At 57.2% G+C, this 19744-nt stretch carries 16 protein-coding genes; 12 read left to right on the top strand and 4 right to left on the bottom strand.

Annotated features, from left to right (window positions below; genetic code table 11):
• The first annotated feature begins 66 nt into the window (after positions 1–66).
• From I6N98_RS08835 to I6N98_RS08790, 10 genes are all read left to right on the top strand, one after another.
• On the top strand, positions 67–1122 hold the full coding sequence (locus tag I6N98_RS08835) for an ABC transporter permease subunit (RefSeq protein ID WP_198571404.1): 1056 nt from the start codon (positions 67–69) through the stop codon (positions 1120–1122).
• Positions 1122–2171 carry an ABC transporter permease gene (locus I6N98_RS08830; RefSeq protein ID WP_198571403.1) on the top strand — a complete coding sequence of 350 codons (1050 nt, stop codon included), beginning with the start codon at positions 1122–1124 and terminating at the stop codon, positions 2169–2171. The genes I6N98_RS08835 and I6N98_RS08830 overlap by 1 nt, the downstream gene beginning before the upstream one ends.
• Positions 2164–4080 carry an extracellular solute-binding protein gene (locus tag I6N98_RS08825; RefSeq protein ID WP_198571402.1) on the top strand — a complete coding sequence of 639 codons (1917 nt, stop codon included), beginning with the start codon at positions 2164–2166 and terminating at the stop codon, positions 4078–4080. The genes I6N98_RS08830 and I6N98_RS08825 overlap by 8 nt, the downstream gene beginning before the upstream one ends.
• Positions 4077–5102: an ABC transporter ATP-binding protein gene (locus I6N98_RS08820; protein ID WP_198571401.1), complete on the top strand. Its 1026-nt coding sequence runs from the start codon at positions 4077–4079 to the stop codon at positions 5100–5102. The genes I6N98_RS08825 and I6N98_RS08820 overlap by 4 nt, the downstream gene beginning before the upstream one ends.
• Positions 5089–6120, top strand: coding sequence for an ABC transporter ATP-binding protein (locus tag I6N98_RS08815; protein WP_198571400.1), 1032 nt, complete (start codon positions 5089–5091; stop codon positions 6118–6120). The genes I6N98_RS08820 and I6N98_RS08815 overlap by 14 nt, the downstream gene beginning before the upstream one ends.
• A gap of 80 nt (positions 6121–6200) precedes the next feature.
• A complete protein-coding gene (locus I6N98_RS08810; protein WP_198571399.1) occupies positions 6201–7343 on the top strand; it encodes an AraC family transcriptional regulator in 1143 nt (380 codons plus the stop codon).
• Complete coding sequence (locus I6N98_RS08805) at positions 7333–8232, top strand: tyrosine-protein phosphatase (protein ID WP_198571398.1); 900 nt, start codon at positions 7333–7335, stop codon at positions 8230–8232. Before I6N98_RS08810 ends, I6N98_RS08805 begins: the two co-directional genes overlap by 11 nt.
• A 108-nt stretch (positions 8233–8340) precedes the next feature.
• The gene (locus tag I6N98_RS08800) at positions 8341–9471 is read left to right on the top strand and encodes a class I SAM-dependent methyltransferase (protein WP_198571397.1); all 1131 of its coding nucleotides are present in this window, start codon (positions 8341–8343) and stop codon (positions 9469–9471) included.
• Between the two features lie 98 nt (positions 9472–9569).
• Entirely contained in the window at positions 9570–10061 is a 492-nt protein-coding gene (locus I6N98_RS08795) for a low molecular weight protein-tyrosine-phosphatase (RefSeq protein WP_198571396.1), read from the top strand.
• A gap of 18 nt (positions 10062–10079) precedes the next feature.
• Positions 10080–10949, top strand: coding sequence for a TIGR03619 family F420-dependent LLM class oxidoreductase (locus I6N98_RS08790; RefSeq protein ID WP_198571395.1), 870 nt, complete (start codon positions 10080–10082; stop codon positions 10947–10949).
• Positions 10950–10990: 41 nt separating this feature from the next.
• Here I6N98_RS08790 and I6N98_RS08785 read toward each other — a convergent pair whose 3' ends face one another.
• Entirely contained in the window at positions 10991–12319 is a 1329-nt protein-coding gene (locus I6N98_RS08785; RefSeq protein WP_198571394.1) for a class I SAM-dependent RNA methyltransferase, read from the bottom strand.
• A 2-nt stretch (positions 12320–12321) separates the two neighbouring features.
• Positions 12322–12681: a hypothetical protein gene (locus I6N98_RS08780; RefSeq protein WP_198571393.1), complete on the bottom strand. Its 360-nt coding sequence runs from the start codon at positions 12679–12681 to the stop codon at positions 12322–12324.
• 208 nt (positions 12682–12889) lie between these two features.
• Between I6N98_RS08780 and I6N98_RS08775 the strand changes: the two genes are divergently transcribed.
• A complete protein-coding gene (locus I6N98_RS08775) occupies positions 12890–13966 on the top strand; it encodes a 3-deoxy-7-phosphoheptulonate synthase (protein WP_198571392.1) in 1077 nt (358 codons plus the stop codon).
• 132 nt (positions 13967–14098) lie between these two features.
• Here the strand turns inward: I6N98_RS08775 and I6N98_RS08770 are convergent, their stop codons facing one another.
• Together I6N98_RS08770 and nfuA are read right to left on the bottom strand one after the other, a co-directional pair.
• Complete coding sequence (locus I6N98_RS08770; RefSeq protein ID WP_198571391.1) at positions 14099–14875, bottom strand: endonuclease/exonuclease/phosphatase family protein; 777 nt, start codon at positions 14873–14875, stop codon at positions 14099–14101.
• Between the two features lie 17 nt (positions 14876–14892).
• A complete protein-coding gene (gene nfuA / locus I6N98_RS08765; protein ID WP_198571390.1) occupies positions 14893–15495 on the bottom strand; it encodes a Fe-S biogenesis protein NfuA in 603 nt (200 codons plus the stop codon).
• 319 nt (positions 15496–15814) lie between these two features.
• Between nfuA and metH the strand changes: the two genes are divergently transcribed.
• Positions 15815–19522, top strand: coding sequence for a methionine synthase (gene metH, locus I6N98_RS08760; RefSeq protein WP_198571389.1), 3708 nt, complete (start codon positions 15815–15817; stop codon positions 19520–19522).
• Positions 19523–19744 lie beyond the last annotated feature (222 nt).

The raw sequence follows: 19744 nt of genomic DNA, 5'->3' as shown, positions 1-19744 counted from the left end.
TTCGCGGCTTTGCTATGGTTTGGCGTTTCTACTGTGCTGTAAGCGGTGAGGGTGTAGACAAACCACATGGGGCAATTTCTCCTGGAAGGCACGACCGGCTATTTTCTGCGCCGCCTGTTGCTTATCGTGCCGACCTTTATTGGTATTACCTTGCTGGTTTTCACCATCACCCGGGTGGTCCCCGGCGGTCCCATCGAACGCTTGATGACCCAGGCGCAGCTCGGTGGCGAGGCCGGCAGCCTGCACCGCAGCCAGGGAGGCGGCAGCCTCTCCGACGAACAAATCGCTGAGCTGGAAAAGTACTATGGCTTTGATAAGCCAGTACTCATCAGTTACGGCATCTGGTTGAAGAAAGTCCTGCAGTTTGATCTAGGCCTGTCCACTCGCTATCAAGACCCGGTATGGCAAATCATTAAAGAGCGCTTTCCGGTGTCGATTTTCTACGGTGTGACCACACTGATTCTCACCTACTTGGTGTGTATTCCCCTCGGTGTATTCAAGGGCATGTACCACGGCAGCCGCTTTGATAGCTTGTCATCGGCAGTCGTGTTTCTGGGCTATGCCCTGCCCAGCTATGTTATCGGTATTGCGCTGATATCCCTGTTTGCGGGTTACTATGATTGGTTTCCCCTGGGCGGCTTTGTCAGCGATGATTTTGACGATCTAAGCGCCTGGGGCAAAACTCAGGATATCTTTCATCACGCGGTACTGCCCTTGATCGCGTATCTGGCGGGCAGCTTTGCGGTAACCACGCTGATGATGAAAAACGCGCTAATGGACAACCTGTCTGCAGACTACATGCGCACCGCTGCGGCCAAGGGCCTCAGTCGGGGGCAGAGCGTTCGCCGTCACGCGCTGCGCAACAGCCTGATCCCCATTGCCACTTCCTTTGGCAACAATATCTCACTGCTAATTGGCGGCTCTTTTTTGATCGAGACCATCTTCAATATCGATGGCATTGGCCTATTGGGCTACGAGGCGATTCTGGAACGGGACTACCCCATTGTGATGGGCATTCTGGTGATATCTTCTCTGCTCTACCTGATCGGCAATATTCTTTCGGATATCTGCGTCGCCCTGGTAGACCCGCGGATTCGCTTTGGCGGGAGGGCGGCAGGCTGATGTTCTTGCTCAGCAACCCGGTTGCCCGCAAACGCTGGCAGCGCTTCAAGAGCTCACGTCGCGGCTACGTGTCAGCCTGGTTATTATTGGTATTGACCGTGGTCTGCTTTGCTGCCGAACTGTTGGCCAGCAACCGGGCATTGGTGGTTTCCTATCAGGGCCAACTGTACTTCCCCTCCTACGGGGCGGTGTACAGCGGTCGGGACTTTGGCCTGGATTATGATTACGAAGTCGATTACCGGGACCTGAAAAACCAGTTTGCCAGTGCTGACAGTGCCAACTGGGTAGTGATGCCCCCGGTGCCATGGGGGCCCTTAGAGACTGATCTGGTGGCTGGCGACTTCCCCCCTCACGCCCCCTCCCTGGACCGCCATCACTATCTGGGTACCGACACCAGCGGCCGGGATGTACTGGCGCGTTTGATTTACGGCTTCCGCACGGCAATGCTTTTTTCGCTGATTTTGCTGGCCTTTAACTACGCTGTGGGCGTGGCGATCGGCTGCCTGATGGGCTACTGGGGCGGTGCCTTCGATTTGATTTTTCAGCGCATTATCGAGATCTGGTCCAATATCCCCTTTCTCTACGTGATCATGATTGTCGCGTCCGTCATCACCCCCAATTTCTGGACGCTATTGTTCATCATGGCCTTCTTCGGCTGGACCGCCATGACCTGGTATATGCGCACCGCCACCTATAAGGAGGTGGCCCGGGACTACGTGATGGCGGCTCGGGCTTTGGGGGCCTCCGGCAGCCGGATTATGTTCCGCCACATCTTGCCCAACAGCGTGTCGACACTGATCACCTTTGTGCCCTTCTCGGTGGCCTCGGGCATTACCGCGTTGACCGCCCTGGACTATCTTGGCTTTGGCCTGCCGCCACCCACACCCAGCTGGGGTGAGTTATTGAAACAAGGTACAGAGAATATGGAATCCCTGTGGTTAGTGGGCTCTGTGGTGGTGGCGATGACACTGATTCTGATGTTGGTAGCCTATATCGGCGAAGCCATTCGCGATGCCTACGACCCGCGACAATACAGCTATTATGAGTAACGACTGGAACCGCAAAATTTGGCTAGTGCTAGGGCCATTGCTACTGGCTGTAAGTTTGGTATTACCGCTACCAACCTGGGCCGAAGCCGTCGGTAACGAAGAAACCACTACAAACCCGGAGCGATCTCTGCCGGACACCCTTCCCGCCAATCTGGAGTGGCAGAGCAACGACGCCGACCCGATATTTGCCAGCCCCAAGGCCAAACGGGGTGGTCGCTTTCGCAGCTTTATCACCACTTTTCCACTGACGCTTCGGCTGGTCGGCCCGGACTCCAATGGCAGCTTTGCCAGTTATATGCGGGCCAATAATCTAAGTTTGGTAGGCATTCACCCCAATACCCTCAACCCCATTCCCGAATTAGCGACGCACTGGGCTTTTGGTGAAGATGGCCACAGCATCTATTACCGCCTGGACCCCGATGCGCGCTGGAGCGACGGCACGCCGGTCACGGCCGATGACTACACCTTTGCACTGGAGTTCATGCGCTCTAAATACATTCTGGCGCCCTGGTATAACAACTACTACAGCGAAATCATCAAAGACGTGGTCAAGTACGACCGCCATACCATCGGCATACTGGGGGCGGTGGCCAAACCCCGGGAAGAGATGCTGTTTGAGTACAGCATCAGTCCCGTTCCCCAGCACTATCACCAGCTTGATGAGCATTGGGTACGTGACTACAACTGGAAGATAGCCCCCAACACCGGTCCCTACCGCATCAGCGATATCCGCAAGGGCAAGTACATCGAGTTCAAGCGCAAGGACGACTGGTGGGCCAACGACAAGCGCTACTTTAAGCACCGTTTCAACCCAGACTACCTCAAGGTCAAACTGATTCGGGACATCAATATCGCCTATCAGTACTTTCGCAAGGGCGAGCTGGACAGTTTTACGCTATTAATGCCAAGGCTGTGGCACAAGAAAGCACAAGGTGAAATCTACGACCAGGGCTACGTGGCCAAAATCAAGTTCTACAACGACGTGCCCCAGCCCATCGCCGGTCTGTTTTTGAACGAGGATGCGCCGCCACTGGGGGACCGCCGGGTGCGCTATGCCATCGCCCATGCCCTCAATATCGACAAGGTGATCAACACCGTGTTGCGGGGTGACTACGAACGCCTGCAAACCGCCCACGAGGGCTACGGTGATTACAGCAACACCCAAATCCGCGCCCGCCAATTTGACATTGACAAGGCCAATGCCTACCTGGATGAGGCCGGTTGGGATCAGCGCGGCGAAGATGGTATTCGCGTCAAGGACGGGCAGCGCTTAAGCATCCGGGTTACCTATTACAGCAGCGGCCACAATGACCGCCTGGTAATCCTCGCCCAGGAGGCCCGCAAAGCGGGGATCGAGCTAAAGTTACAGTTGCTGGATGCCTCAGCCGCCTTTAAGCAAATTCTCGAAAACAAACACCAGGCGGCCTGGATGGCCTGGTCGGGCGGTGGCCTGTCGCCCCGCTACTGGGAGTTTTATCACTCGGTCAACGCCCATAAACCCCAAACCAACAACATTACCAACACCGACAACCCGGAGATGGACCGCAAGATCGAGGCCTACCGCCAGGCCAGCGATAAAGCCACCCGGGTCCGCCTGGCCAAAGAACTTGAGCAACTGGTTTACGAGCAGGGCTCCCATATCCCCACCTTCAAGGTGCCCTACACCCGGGAAGCATTCTGGCGCTGGCTAAAATTGCCCGAGTTTTACGGCACTCGTACCAGTGACCAGCTGTTCAGCCCGCTGGGTAGCAGCGGCGGCCTGTTCTGGATCGATGAGGATGCCAAACACGAGATTGAAACGGCTAAATCTGAAGGCGAAGCCCTGCCACCTCTGTATATTGAGGACCGTCGATGGGCTCAAGGCGGCCAGAACAGCGAGCGAGATTCGCTTCAGGAGGCCAGCCAATGAGTACTGCACCAGCTGCCGCCCGGTCAGACGACACGCCGGTGCTCTCGGTGACCGATCTGGCCATCGCCCTGCGGGACGAACAAGGCCAGGAGCGCACCCTGGTAGATGGAGTGCAGTTCCACATTGCCGCCGGCGAAACGCTGGGGCTGGTGGGCGAGTCTGGCTGTGGCAAAAGCCTCACTGCAATGTCGATATTAGGCCTACTGCCTCGGCCCCAAGCCCGGGTGTGCGGCGGTGACATTCGCTATCGCAATCAGGCTTTAGTCGACCTGGATCCCAGCGCTCGTCGCAAACTGCGCAGCCGGGAAATCGCGGTGATCTTTCAGGATCCCATGACAGCGCTGAATCCCGTACAGCCCATTGGTCGGCAGATTATTGAAGTCCTCAAGCTGCATTTTCCCCAGCGCAAACGCCGGCAACATCGGCAGCGCGCCATCGACCTGCTCAAGGACGTCGGCATCCCCGACCCCGCTACTCGGCTCGGCACCTACCCTCACCAATTGTCGGGTGGAATGCGGCAGCGGGTCATGATCGCCCTGGCACTGGCCTGCGAACCGGCGTTGCTGATTGCCGACGAACCTACCACCGCCCTGGATGTCACCATTCAGTCTCAGATTATTGATCTGCTGAAATCCCTACAGCGCAACAATGGCATGGCGATGCTATTTATCACCCACGACCTGGGCTTGGTGTCCCAGGTAAGTGACCACGTGGCAGTAATGTATGCCGGCAAAATCGTCGAGGAAAACCATGCACAATATTTGTTTTCCGCGCCCTGCCACCCCTATACCCAAGGCTTGCTCTCTGCTCTGCCAGGTGGACAGCACGCCCCCAAGACGCCTCTGAGGGCGATGACCGGGCAGGTCCCCAGCGTTGAAAACATGCCCAGCGGCTGCCGTTTTGCCAATCGCTGTGATCGCGCCAGCGCCATGTGCAGGGAGCAGACCCCGGCCATGGAACGCAGCCAACACGGCGGCCAGGTTGCCTGCCATCATTGGAACGAATTGTATGACGGCGATTGATCCGGATTCTAATCTGCTGACGGTAGACCAACTGTGTCTGCATTTTCCCCAGGGCAAACGCCTTTGGGGTGAGCCACCGGTATTGCGGGCGGTGGATGGCGTCAGCTTCAAGCTCGATCGCGGCGAGACCTTGGGCCTGGTGGGCGAATCCGGTTGCGGCAAGAGCAGTCTGGGCAAAGCTCTACTGAACCTACACCGCCCTACCAGCGGCAGCGTGCATTATCAGGGTCGTGACATCGCCGGCTTGCCTGAAAAACAAATGCGGCCGCTGCGCCGGGATCTGCAAATGATTTTTCAGGATCCTTTTGAGTCCCTCAACAGCCGCCACACCGTCGGGGCCATTGTCGAGGAACCTCTGATTATCCACCGTCAAGGGGACCGTAAAAGCCGCCAGCAACGGGTAATGGCGCTATTGGATCGGGTTGGCCTGCCGGCGTCAGCCGCCGACAAATACCCCCATGAATTCTCTGGTGGGCAGCGCCAACGCATCGGCATTGCCAGGGCCATTGCTCTGACCCCAAAAGTGCTGATCTGCGACGAAGCGGTATCGGCTCTGGACGTCTCGGTGCAAGCACAAATCCTTAACCTGTTGCTGGAAATACAGCAGGAGCTGGAGCTGAGTATGCTGTTTATCTCCCACGATTTGTCGGTAGTCCGGCATATGAGCGACCGCATTGCGGTAATGTACCTGGGCAAGTTGGTCGAAGTCGGCGACGCTGAGGCCATTTATCAGGCGCCCCGCCACCCCTATACCCAGTCGCTTTTGGCTGCCATCCCCAGTATCGGCAAGACCCGGGTAAGCCACCCTGTGATCGCCGGTGACTTGCCATCACCGTTGATTGAGCAACCGGGCTGTGGCTTTTACAGCCGCTGCCCCTACCGCCAGGCCGACTGTAAGAGCCAGCGCCCGACCTTGACTCCCTCTGGCACACCCCAGCAACCGGCCCGCGGTCAACACCACGCTGCCTGCCATTACTGGCAAGACATCAGCGCGGGCAAACTCACGCCGCAGAATTAAACTTTAGCAACGAATTTGGGCCGGCCAGCACAGCCCGGTTACACTATCGGCCGATAAGATAAACAGATACGGAACCGGCATTGCCTAAACCCGCCAACCTCAAACCCGGCCAAGTGCCCCTGAAATACGCCCGCAATATGCTGCAGGTGGTCACCGCACAGGGCTACAACCCTGCCGAATTGCTGCACTCTCTGCAGTTCCCGGTAGATCCGCTGGCGGCAAACGCCGACCGCGACGCCATGATTGATGCCAGACTTTATACCCGGCTTTATCGGCGGGTAATGTGGCTACTGCAAGACGAATCCTTTGGTCTGGGCCTGCGCCAACGCACCCCGGCGGGGAGTTTTCGCATGCTTGCCCTGTTTATCATCCACTGCGAAACCCTGGGCCAGGCACTGCAACGGGCGGCGGAGTTTATGAGTTTTTGCCGCACACTCACCGACACACCCAGCGGCGTAAAATATCCGGTGCAATTACTTGAGGACGGCAGTGCACGTTTTCGTTTTCCCGACGATGGCGACCTGGCCGGCAGTGGCGATGTCAATCAGCAGCGCTACACCACTGCCCACACCATGGCCATCTGGCGGCGCTTCTGCCAGTGGCTGATAGGCAAACCGCTGGATTTGCGCTCTGTGCACTTACAGGCTCCCGAGCCAGAAAAACGCGCCTATTTCGATCAGCTTTTTGATACCGAGTTGGTGTTTGGCGCCGAATACAATGCCTTCTTCATGCCCAGCTATACGCTGGACTGCCCGCTGGTGCGGACCGAGGATTCATTGCGGCGTTTCTTGCGGGACGCGCCCTACCATTTGCTGGTGTCACCAGATGAAGACGACAGTACCCTGCTATCCCAGATGAAACGCATTGTCGGCAATGATCTCAGCCACGAGTTTCCCAGCGTGGTGGCGATGGCGGATCGGTTACATATGTCGGTGCGAACCCTTCGCCGTCGGCTGAAGGAGCACGGCACCACCTACCAGCAGTTCAAAGATGAATTGCGCCGGGAACACGCCATGCGCTGGTTGAACCAGCCGGAGCTTAAGATCAATGCGATCTCGGCGCTATTGGGTTTTGATGAACCCAGCGCCTTTCATCGCTCTTTTAAAAAATGGACCGGGATGACGCCCGGTGAATACCGAACAAGCCGCCAGTCTCTCACCCACGATAGCGCGGCTCCCGCTGCGACTGGCAATTATAAAAGGTCAGAATTTGATGGACGCTAAACCCTTTCTAAGCTTGCTCGACGCCCGAGCTGACGCCGAACTGGCACCGGCAAACGAACGCCCCCTACCCCATTTGACCGAGCATCCAGAGCGGGAACAGTGGCGTAAACTGCCCTTTGAAAAAATGCATAACTTTCGGGATTTGGGGGGCTATTACACCGCTGACGGACGGCCATTGCGCTGGGGCCGACTGTACCGCTCCGATAAGATTGCCGGCCTTAGTGACGAGGATATCAAATACCTCAAACGCCTGAATCTGCGCCGAATAGTAGACTTCCGCTCGCCGGAAGAATATCAATCTAACCCCCACTCGCTGTGGCCCGATGCCGACGTTGCCATCCACCTGCTGCCAGTCAGCGTGGAGGCCGCCAACTTCGATAAATTGACCGCCCGACTTACAGCGGCCTCCATCGGCGCTGAAGAAATGGCCGATTTCCTTATTGCCGCCAACCGGGAAATGATCGAGCGATTTACCCCTACCTTCCGCCAGTGGATGCAGCTGCTTTTGGAAGAGGACTTCTACCCCCAAGTGTTCCACTGCTCTGCGGGAAAAGATCGCACTGGCCTGGCGGCGGCACTGGTACTGCATGCACTGGGGGTAGATGACGATGTGATTATGCAGGACTACCTGGCGACCAACACTTATACAGAGGCTCGGGTGCGCCGCATACTGGGCCTCCTCACGGAGCATCCCGAGTGGCGGCACAGTGACGCCGCACTGGGCAGTTTATTGCGTGCATCGCCAGAGTTTCTTAACGCCGCTTACGGCGCTATTGAAAAGGATTACGGTGATATCGATCGCTACCTTCAAGTGGGTCTCGGCATTGGTGATAGCGAACGACAGCGCCTGAAAACGCTACTGTTGGACAATAGCGAAGCACTGTCTTGACCCCCGGCCGTAATGAGCAAGAGCCGTCATGACCAGAGACTCTCGCGATCAGAGGCCCTTATGACCAGGCGCCCTCATGACCAAAGGCCCTTATGACCAAAGGCCCTTATGAATAGCGACTATCTGGACTGCCCCTTTGGCAAGCTGCAATTACAGCGCCGGCCCCGTCGTCGCAATGAGGTTTTGCAAGCCTGGGATGCGGCCGACCGCTATCTACTGAAACGGGTCGCAGAGCTCAACCTGCCATCATCAGCGCGGATTCTGCTGGTTAACGACAGCTTTGGCACCCTCGCCACGGCACTGTCGGAGTTTCAATGTACCCTGTGGTCAGACTCCGCGGTAAGCCATTTGGCCGCGGCTGAAAATGCGGCATTAAATCAGCGCCCCTCTCCCCATTGTCTGCCTGCCACAGACCTTCCTGAGGGCCCCTTTGACTTGGTGCTGTTGCGCCCGCCCCGAAGCCATTCTCTGCTAAGCTACCAACTGCAAGCCATTGGCAATCTGATTTCATCCCCGACGCAGTTCGTTGCGGCGGCGATGGCCAAGTACATCGATATCGCATTGCTGAAGGTATTTGAGCAAAATATCGGGCCATGTCAGCCTTCACTGGCCTGGAAAAAATCCCGCCTACTGGAACTCTCGGCCCTCTCAGATAGCCGGCATCAACAGGACGACAGCCACTTTCTGGACGCCGCAGAATACGGTTTGACCCTGCGCAACCGTGCCAATGTTTTTAGCCGCGACAAACTGGACCGGGGCAGTCGGCTTATGCTTCAAGCCCTTACCCAACTGCCCCATGCCAGCTGCATTGCCGACCTTGGCTGCGGCAACGGCCTGTTGGGTATTATGGCGGCCAAACACTGGCCAGATACTGAAGTACACTTTTTTGACGAGTCATTTCTGGCCGTCGACAGCGCCCGGGACAACGCCCAGCGAAACCTGACCCACCCAGCCAATCACCACTTCCACTGCGACGACTGCATGGGCCAGTACAACGGCCCGAGTTTCGACTTGGTGCTCTGCAACCCGCCTTTTCACCAGGGACAACAAATCGGTGATCATATCGCCCGGCAGATGTTTAAGGATGCCAAGCGTCACCTTCGCCCCGGTGGCAAATTGTGCGTGGTTGGCAATCGCCATCTGGGTTATCACCTCACCCTTAAAAAACTCTTCGGTGGGGCTGAGGTGGTGCTATCGGACCGCAAATTCGTGGTTCTCCTCAGCAGCAAAGCCCGCTGAGTAGCGCGTAGCTCCACTGGCGACGAACCTCTAAACGGATGATATAGCCGTCAAAACAGCCGTGATACCGTGCAGGTTTTGTAGGGATTCACGCCACTATGGCCATCCACGTTGTGTTTGTGTGCCTGGGCAATATCTGCCGCTCCCCGGCAGCGCGGGTGATTTTTGATCAGCGGGTAGCCGCGGCCGGCCTAAGCGATCAGCTCACCAGCGATGCCTGCGGCACCGCCGCCTTCAATGTTGGCAAGCCCGCCGACCCCAGGGCGACACAGGCTGCCGCCGCGGCAGGCTACGACCTGTCAGCAGAGGTGGCCCGGCAAATCGACGACAGCGACTATCAGCAAGCGCACTATCTACTGGCGATGGATCGCAAAAATCTGATGCAGGTCGAGTGCTGGGCTACTGACCAAAGTGCAGCTGAAATTCGGCTGTTGATGGAGTTTGCCGGCGCCGCCAAGCAGGCTCAGCTGGATGATCCCTACTATGGCGATGCCTCACAATTTCAACGCATGATCTCCGAGTTGGAGAGCGCCGTCGACGGTCTGCTCACTTTTCTCATACAGCGTCACGCGCTCGGTAATAATAATTAACTCTACGGCAGGGTCCCTATGAAATTCGTATTGTCCGGTTCATTCTGTGAGCTGACACAGTTGTCAAAACTGGCGGTTACCGCTGATCAGTGTGGCTGGGAGGCCATCTCGTTTTCCGACCATGTGGCCAATTTGGAAACCCTAAACACCCCCTACCCCTACACTGACGATGGCTCTCGCCGCTGGGAACCCTTTACCGACTGGCCCGACCCCTGGGTGATGACAGCCGCTCTTGCCAGTCTCACCGAGCGCCTGAAGTTCACCAACAATATTTTTGTGTTGCCGATGCGCAACCCTTTCCTGGTGGCCAAAGCCATAGCCACAGCGGCAGTGATGTCTGGAAATCGAGTGATACCCGCGATTGGGGTCGGCTGGTCTAAAGATGAGTTCACCCTGCTAGAGCAGGATTTCCATACCCGGGGTAAACGCTGCGACGAAATTCTCGACATCCTGCCCCTGCTGTGGAGCGGCGAAATGGTGTCTTACTCCGGGCGTTACTATTCCTTTCCCAGGCTGGAGATGAACCCCGCCCCCGGTGGTCCCATTCCTATTTGGGTGGGCGGTATTAGCGATGCGGCCATGCGTCGGGCGGCCCGGGCTGGCGACGGCTGGGTCAGCGACCTGCAAAGCAGCGAGGAGATTCTCGCCAGCGTGGCAAAAATCCGCGACTATCGGCGGGAATACGACCGCGAAGATCGGCCGTTTTCGGTAATGGCGACGCCCTCCGACGCCTTTACCGTGGAGGGCTACCGGGAGCTGGAAGCCGGCGGTGTCACCCATATACTGACCCAGCCTTGGCCTTTCTATTACGGCAATACCGACGATGTCGCCGAACGCTGCGAGGGTATCCGCCGGTTTGCCCAGGACATTATCGCCAAGTTTGACTGAGCTCTGCGCACCCGGCTTTATAAGCTTAGCGGATCGGCGGATCACCGGGTCAACAGCACCATGCTTTCCTGGTGTTGGGTGTGGGGAAACATATCTACCATCGCCGCCGCTTTGACACTAAAGCCCGCACCGGCCAGTATCGCTAGATCCCGCTTTAAAGTGGCGGGATCGCAAGACACGTAAGCGACAGTGCGCACGTGGCGCGCCACGGCCAGACGTTCGCACAGCGACTTTGCTCCCGCCCTGGGCGGGTCCAACAGTACTTTGGTCAGTGCTTTGGGCAGCGGTATTTGTTCGCCGTCAAAGAGGTCTGCACAGCGGTAATCAATCGCCTCCCGCGCGCGGTCGCGCTGGGCATCCGCCTCTGCCAACATGGCCCGATCCAGATCAACGGCCAACACCTTTGCGCCCCGCTGTGCCAGGGGCCGGCTAAAGTTACCCAGTCCGCAGAAATAGTCTGCCACCGGCTCCCCGGATTGGGCCTGTAAGCCCGCCATACACCAATCGACCATGCCCCGGTTCAGCTCCGGGCTTGCCTGGCTAAAGTGATTGGGGCGAAATAACAGCGCCAGCTGGGAGCCTGCAGAGTCATCATAAACATTCAGGGTAAGTGGCGATGCGTCGCTGTGCCACTCTCCGCACTGGCTGGCAACTTGGTAAAGCGTGGCGTCAGGCGTTAAATGCTGAGCTAACTGCTCACACCAGGATTCGCTGCGGGCCTGATGGGAGCTCAGAGACAAGCCCACACGGCCGTCATCACCCACAGCCAGTCGCAACTCGCCGCTGTCGTGCTGTCCCAGGGCTTCAAGCAAGGGCTGACGAATCGCCTTTAGTGACGCCGACAGCGCATCTTGAAGCAAGGGGCATTCAGCGACTTCCACCAGGGAATTGGATTGGCGCGCCAGAAAGCCCAGCCGTCCCTGTCGATAGTGCAGCCTGACCCGGTGGCGATAAGCTAAGGGCTTGCCAGACAACACTGCAATTTCCGGGATTGATGCCGCTGGCGGCAGTGCCTGCGCCAGTCGCTGTACCTTGTGCTGGCGCTGGGCGGCAATATCCAGATGCTGTAACTGACAGCCTCCGCACGCACCGTAGTGCTGGCAGAATGGCTCAACTCGCTCAGGGGCATCATTTAACCGGGTGTCGCAAATAGCCTGATCAAAACGGCGCGATTGTTCTTTCACCGTGGCCTGGACGGTTTCCCCCGGCAGCGCGCCAGCCACAAACACGACCTTGCCGTTGTGGTGGGCAATACCCCGGCCGTCGTCTGCCAAGCGCTGGATATCCAGCTCGACGCGCTTGGGCTTATGGCGCGATACTTTGACTTTGCCCCGGGATTTGCTGCCGGCGGGCTTGAATAACTTTGCCATGCTTAGCGGGGCCCTGGCGCAGTCGCCGATGGGAGAAAGGCTTCGTGAGCTTTTAAGCAAGCCTTGCTGCGCCGTTTCAAGGCCTCGCGCTGAACCTCGGTGTCGGGGCTGACCGTACCCAGCTTCCTGCACGGCAGCTCGGCATAGGGATCAATGACCTCACTGCGAACGGCTGGACTGAGTTTGACCACCGGCAATGGCTGTTCCTCGTCACCCTGGCTGGATGAAGACTGCGCCGATGCGGTCATCGCTACAACAAGGAGGGAAAACGAAAAGATCGCGTTTAATACTGCCGCAACATTGAGCCCTATAATGCGCATATGGTGACGAAACCGTGGGGATTGTTCTTGAAAAACCGACATTCTACCCACACCTTTGTCTAGAGCATATTTTTATCGTCGATTTTTAAGGTAGAATGCGGGGTTCCGCGCTCGTCGCGAATATCGACTCACTCCTTTGGCAGATGCGCCCTGAAACGACGGGCAGCGCAGCAAAGGCATATTAGGGAAGCACAGATCGGGGAAGGTACGCGCATAACCACGCACTTCCCCCTTATCAAGCGGTAGTTGAATGTCTGATACAGTTATTGAAAACCTGAACGTTGAAGCTCAGGAAGTGCTCATTACGCCGGCCCGCCTCAAAGCGGCGCTGCCAATGAGCGAGAACGCCGAAGCCGTGGTCACCGCCGGGCGCCAAACCGTGCGGGATATTCTCGACGGCAAGGACCACCGTATGTTTATCGTGGTGGGGCCCTGCTCGATTCACGATACCGAAGCAGCTATGGATTATGCCCGCCGCCTTAAAAAGCTGGCCGACGAACTCTCCGATACGCTGGTGATTATTATGCGGGTGTATTTTGAGAAGCCCCGCACCACTGTCGGCTGGAAAGGTCTGATCAACGACCCCTACCTCAACGACACTTTCAAGATTGAAGAAGGCCTGCATATCGGCCGCCGCCTGCTGTTGGATATCTCTGAGCTGGGATTGCCCACCTCCACCGAGGCATTGGACCCGATCTCTCCCCAGTACCTTCAAGACTGTATTTCCTGGTCGGCAATCGGTGCCCGCACCACCGAATCCCAAACCCACCGGGAAATGGCCAGCGGCCTGTCTTCCGCCGTGGGCTTTAAAAACGGCACTGATGGCAGTCTAGATGTCGCCATCAATGCCATTGGATCGGCGGTCAATCCCCACCGTTTTTTGGGTATTAACGGCGACGGCCAGGTGGCAGTGATCCACACCCGGGGCAATCGCTACGCCCACGTCGTACTGCGCGGCGGCAGCCAGGGCCCCAACTACGACTCTGTGCACATCAAACTCTGTGAGAAGGAACTGGAGAAAGCGGGCATTACCCCCAACATCATGGTGGACTGCAGCCATGCCAACTCCAACAAGAAGCCAGAGCTTCAGCCTTTAGTTGTTGAAGATGTTACAAATCAAATACTTGAAGGCAATACCTCAATTATTGGATTAATGATTGAGAGCCACCTAGAATCCGGCAAACAGAGTATTCCCGCAGATCTCAGCGACCTGAAATACGGCGTCTCGGTCACCGATGGCTGCATCGGCTGGACTGAAACCGAAGCGGCGCTGCGGGAAATGCGGGATAAGCTGCGAGAAGTGCTGCCCAAGCGCAAACGTGGCTAAGCACCACGCTTTTTCTAAATAAGTAAAAAAATGCGCCACTGGCGCATTTTTTTTGATCCAAAGTCATCGGCGCCCCGTAAGCACCAGTGCTTCTATACCATCTAAGGCATTGCCCCACTCTGTGGGGCTTTTTTATGCCTGGACTTTTCCCCCGACAATTTGTCTGCCTTGCCAATCTTGCGGCGCCAGCTCAGCAAATAGCGCGCAATGATCCGACAAGGCGTTCCAGGGCGCTCCTTTCAGGGCCGCCGCCGTCACCGCGTTGAACCCTCGGTAGTAAATTCTATCCAGCCTCAACAGCGGCCGCTGGGAGGGAAAACTCCGCGCCGGCTTGCCATCAATTTGAGTGATCGCCTCTTTTAAGCCCAGGCGATGCTGAAACAAGCCGTGCAGCTTACCCCGCCAATCGTTGAAATCTCCGGCAATGATCAGCGGCGCTTCTGGCGGCAGCCGCTCCTCTACCACTTCCACCAACTGTTGAAATTGGCGGTTACGCTCCCAACCCAGTAGACCCATATGAGTACAAATGAGATGAATGCCGGGTTCGATCACGGTGTGCAACAGACCACGCTGAGAGCGGGCGTAGTGGGAGATATCGATATTGTCGCTGCTGAGGATGTGGTGCTTGCTGAGAATGGCGTTGCCATGGTGACCGTGGGGATACACTGCATTGCGGCCATAGGCGTAGTGAGGCCAGCTGCGGTCGGCGAGGTATTCAAACTGACTTTCGTCTATCCAGTCAGAAAGCTCCGCTGCGTGACGGGTATTTTCACCCACCACCTCCTGCAGAAACACCAGGTCGGCATCCACCAACCTGATCGTGTCGCGGATTTCCTCCAGCAAGAAACGCCGGTTGGCCGCGCAAAACCCTTTGTGCACGTTGTAAGACAGCACCCGGAGCCGTTGCATCGACCAGTTCTCCGCGCTTACTTGAAATAGGCGTTCTCAGTGTTGCTGTGGTCGGTGGTGTCTTTGACCCCGGCCAGTTCAGGCACCTGCTCCAACAGGGTTTTCTCCACCCCTTCTTTAAGGGTCACATCCACCATGCCACAACCCTGACAGCCGCCACCGAACTTGAGCACGGCGTACTGGTCCTCGGTCACCTCCAAAAGCGACACCTCACCACCGTGGGCGGCCAGTGAGGGGTTGATCTCGTTGTAGAGAACATAGTTGATGCGGTCTTCCACCGGGCTGTCTGCACTAACTTTGGGCAGGCGTGCGTTGGGCGCTTTAATGGTGAGCTGGCCACCCATACGGTCCGTGGAGTAGTCGATATAGGCCTCATCCAAGAACGGCACGCTGCGGCCTTCGTAATAGGCCTTAAACTGCTTGTAGTCCACCACCACGTCGTTGTCATTGGCGTCGCCCTCACGACAGTAGGCAATACAGGTTTCGGCCTTGGGCGTCCCCGGCTGGGTGATAAACACCCGCACACCAATCACATCATCCTGCTTGGACAGCAGCTCGGCCAAGTAGTCTTGGGCCGATTCGGTGATGGTCAGATTTACGTCGGATTGTACGGCTGTCATAGATACCTCGTTACATCGCCGTGCGGAAGCGGCAGGATTTTTGCGTATGCTTCTGATCAGTGCTGCTAGTTTACGTTTCTGGTCGAGAACATCTCACACTCAAATTCTAAGCGTGGTTCAATATTCGCAACATCATTTGCAACATTCACATCAGCATTTTACCCCGGGCCTTGCCCAGGCAGTCACTCTTCCGCGTTCGATCTGCTAGAATTGCGCGTTTACCTCGTTGCGCCTAGTTTAACAGATTGGCCGCTGTGGCCCCAGCCTTGGGCAACGCCGCCGACCGCGTAAAGCATATTATTAATTTTTCAGGACCTTCATGAATAGTCGTCAAACCTCTTCGCCATCTGCTCGTGTCGCCGAACTCAAAGCCGCCCTTAAAGACCGTATTATGGTGCTGGACGGCGCCATGGGCAGCATGATTCAGAGCTACAAACTGGACGAAGCAGCCTACCGCGGGGAGCGCTTTGCCGACTACCCGCTGGACTTGCGCGGCAACAATGACTTGCTGACCCTGACCCGGCCACAATTGATTCGCGACATCCACCAGGATTTTCTGGATGCCGGCGCCGACATTATCGAAACCAACACGTTTAACTCCACCGCTGTGGCGATGGATGACTACAAGTTGGGCGAGCTCGCTGAAGAGCTCAATTTAGAAGGTGCCCGTTTAGCCCGGGAAGTGGCGGACGCTGAAACCGCGAAAAACCCCGCCAAGCCTCGCTTTGTCGCCGGTGTTATCGGCCCCACCCCTCGCACCGCGTCGATTTCCCCCGACGTCAACGACCCCGGCGCCCGAAACATCAATTTCGATCAATTGGTGGCCGACTATTACGTCGCCGCTCGGGGCTTGATTCAAGGGGGCTCCGATCTGCTGCTGATTGAGACTATTTTTGACAGTCTCAATGCCAAGGCCGCCGTCTACGCGGTACTGCAATACTTTGAAGACAGCGGGCTGGAAGTCCCCATTATGATTTCGGTGACCTTCCCCGATGTCAGCGGACGGACCCTGTCAGGCCAGACGCCGACGGCGTTCTGGAACAGCATTGCCCACGCCAAGCCGCTGATTGTGGGCACCAACTGTGGACGGCGCTTTAGCGAAATCCGCCCCTTTGTCGAGGAGCTGGCAGAAGCCGCCGATTGCCATTTTAGCGGTCACTTCAACGCCGGCCTGCCCAACGAATTTGGCGAATACGACGAAACGCCCGAGGACATGCAGGTTGAACTCCACGACTTTGCCAAGCGTGGCTTCCTCAACCTAGTGGGCGGGTGCTGTGGCACCACTCCAGCCCATATCAAAGCCATCGCCGCTGCGGTAGACGGTGTTGCCCCGCGGCCACTGCCAAGCCGAGAAGTCGCCTGCCGCCTATCCGGCCTGGAGCCTTTTACCATTGGCAAAGACAGCCTGTTCGTCAACGTTGGCGAACGCTGTAATGTCACCGGCTCCGCCGCCTTCAAACGACTGATTCTGGAGGGCAACTACGACGAGGCCCTGTCGGTGGCTCGGCAACAGGTAGAGAACGGCGCCCAGATCATCGACGTCAATATGGACGAGGGCATGCTGGACGCCAAGGAAGCCATGGTGACCTTCCTTAACCTGATTGCCTCAGAGCCCGATATCTCGCGGGTGCCGATCATGGTGGACTCCTCCAAGTGGGAGGTGATTGAAGCCGGCTTGAAATGTATTCAGGGCAAAGCCGTGGTGAACTCCATCTCCCTCAAGGAGGGGGAGGACGAATTTCGCCAGCGAGCCCGCCAGTGTATGAAATACGGCGCCGCAGTGGTGGTCATGGCCTTTGACGAAGACGGTCAGGCTGACACCTACGCCCGCAAATCCGAGATTTGCAAACGCTCTTATCACATCCTGGTGGAGGAAGGCTTGCCGCCCCAGGACATTATCTTTGACCCCAATATCTTTGCTGTGGCCACCGGTATCGACGAGCACAATAACTACGCCGTCGACTTCATCGAAGCCACCGCCTTTATCAAGGAGTCCCTACCCCACGCCCTGGTGTCTGGCGGCGTGTCCAATGTGTCCTTCTCATTCCGGGGCAATAACCCAGTACGGGAGGCCATACACTCAGTCTTCCTGTACCACGCCATCAAGGCGGGTATGGATATGGGCATCGTCAACGCCGGGCAGCTGGCCATCTACGACGATCTGCCAGAAGAACTCCGGGAACACGTTGAAGACGTCATTCTCAATCGCCGGGACGACAGCACCGAGCGCCTACTGGAGATCGCCGAGCGCTACCGGGGCGACGGCAAGGGCAGCAGTCAGCAGGAAGACCTGAGCTGGCGGGAATGGCCAGTGGAAAAACGCATCGAGCACTCCCTGGTCAAGGGCATTGCCACTTATATTGAAGAAGATGCCGAAGCTGCCCGACTACAAGCCACCAAGCCCATCGACGTGATCGAAGGGCCGCTCATGGACGGTATGAATGTGGTGGGCGATCTGTTTGGCGATGGCAAAATGTTCCTGCCCCAGGTAGTCAAATCCGCCCGGGTAATGAAACAGGCGGTGGCCTACCTCAACCCCTATATCGAGGCGGAAAAATCCGTCGGCGCCAAGACCAACGGCAAAATTTTGATGGCGACCGTTAAAGGCGATGTCCACGACATCGGCAAGAACATCGTCGGTGTCGTGTTGCAGTGCAACAACTTTGAGGTCATTGATCTCGGCGTGATGGTGCCCTGCGAAACCATTTTGGAGACGGCGAAGAAAGAGAACGTCGATATCATCGGCCTCAGCGGCCTGATCACGCCGTCGCTGGATGAAATGGTCCACGTTGCCGCCGAAATGCAGCGCCAGGGTTTCTCAGTACCGCTGATGATCGGTGGCGCCACAACCTCAAAGGCCCACACGGCCGTCAAAATCGAGCCCCAGTACAGCAACGATGCCGTGGTCTACGTGCCGGATGCCTCCCGCAGCGTATCGGTGGCCGGTCAGCTAATCAGCGACGACTTCAAAGACAAGTTTATCGCCGAACGCCGGGACGAATACGAGCGTATCCGGGCCCGCCGTGCTGCCGGCGGCAAGAAAGTCCGCCTGCTGCCCTACAGTGACGCCTGCAACAATGGCTTTCAATTTGATTGGAGCCAGTATCAGCCCCCGGCACCCAGTTTTACCGGTACCAAGGTATTTGAGAACTATTCATTGGAGGCGCTGCGGGAAACCATCGATTGGACGCCGTTTTTCATCTCCTGGGGCCTGTCGGGTAAATTCCCCAAGATACTGGACGACGAAAAAGTCGGCGAAGCGGCCCGCAACCTTTACGACGACGCGCAGCGCATGCTGGATAAGCTCATAGCCGAGAAGCGCCTCAGCGCCAACGGTGTAATTGGCTTCTGGCCGGCACAGCGCAAGGGCAGCGATGACATTCAGGTCCTCGATGACAGTGGCGCGCCCTTGGCAGTGCTCCACCACTTGCGCCAGCAGACCCAGAAGTCTGACGACAAAGCCAATATGAGCCTGGCGGATTACATTGCGCCAGCCGAAGCGGGTGTTCAGGACTATATTGGCGGCTTCGCGGTGACCACGGGGCTCGGCGCCGATGAGCTGGCGGCCGAGTACGAGGCCGCCAATGATGACTACAGTGCCATTATGGTCAAAGCCCTGGCAGATCGCCTGGCCGAGTCTTTTGCTGAGCATCTCCACAAGCGCGTGCGACAGGAATTCTGGCCCTACGCGCCAGATGAAGACTTGGACAACGACGCCCTAATCAAGGAGCAGTACCGGGGCATCCGCCCTGCTCCCGGCTATCCGGCCTGCCCGGACCACACCGAGAAAGTGACGCTATTCAAACTGCTGGACGCCACCAACAACACCGGCATTACCCTGACCGAACACTTGGCGATGCACCCTGCTGCTGCAGTCAGTGGCTTCTACTACTCCCACCCCGAGTCCCGCTACTTTGCGGTGGGCCGGATCGGCAAGGATCAGGTCGAGTCCATCGCTGAGCGTAAAGGGGCCTCAGTAGCCGAGGTTGAACGCTGGTTGTCACCCAGCCTGGATTACGATCCCTAGTAGCGCAGCCACACTGTCACCGCCTCCGGCTGAATCACAGCCGGGGGTGAGACTTCCTTCTGTAGTCAGGTGGAATTGGCCCGAAAGTCCCCGATCTGAGTGGTATAGGCAGACGCTTCAGGGGAGGATAAGGCAGGTAAAACGAGGCCGGGGTAAGGGAAAAAGTGAGGACAGAAAAGGCAAAAAAGGACGGCTAAAAGAAAGTGTGGCCGCCTGTGCGGC

Origin of the sequence: Spongiibacter nanhainus (genome assembly GCF_016132545.1) — a bacterium.
In the GTDB taxonomy this organism is placed as follows: domain Bacteria; phylum Pseudomonadota; class Gammaproteobacteria; order Pseudomonadales; family Spongiibacteraceae; genus Spongiibacter; species Spongiibacter nanhainus.
This window is presented reverse-complemented; position numbering and strand designations above follow the sequence as displayed.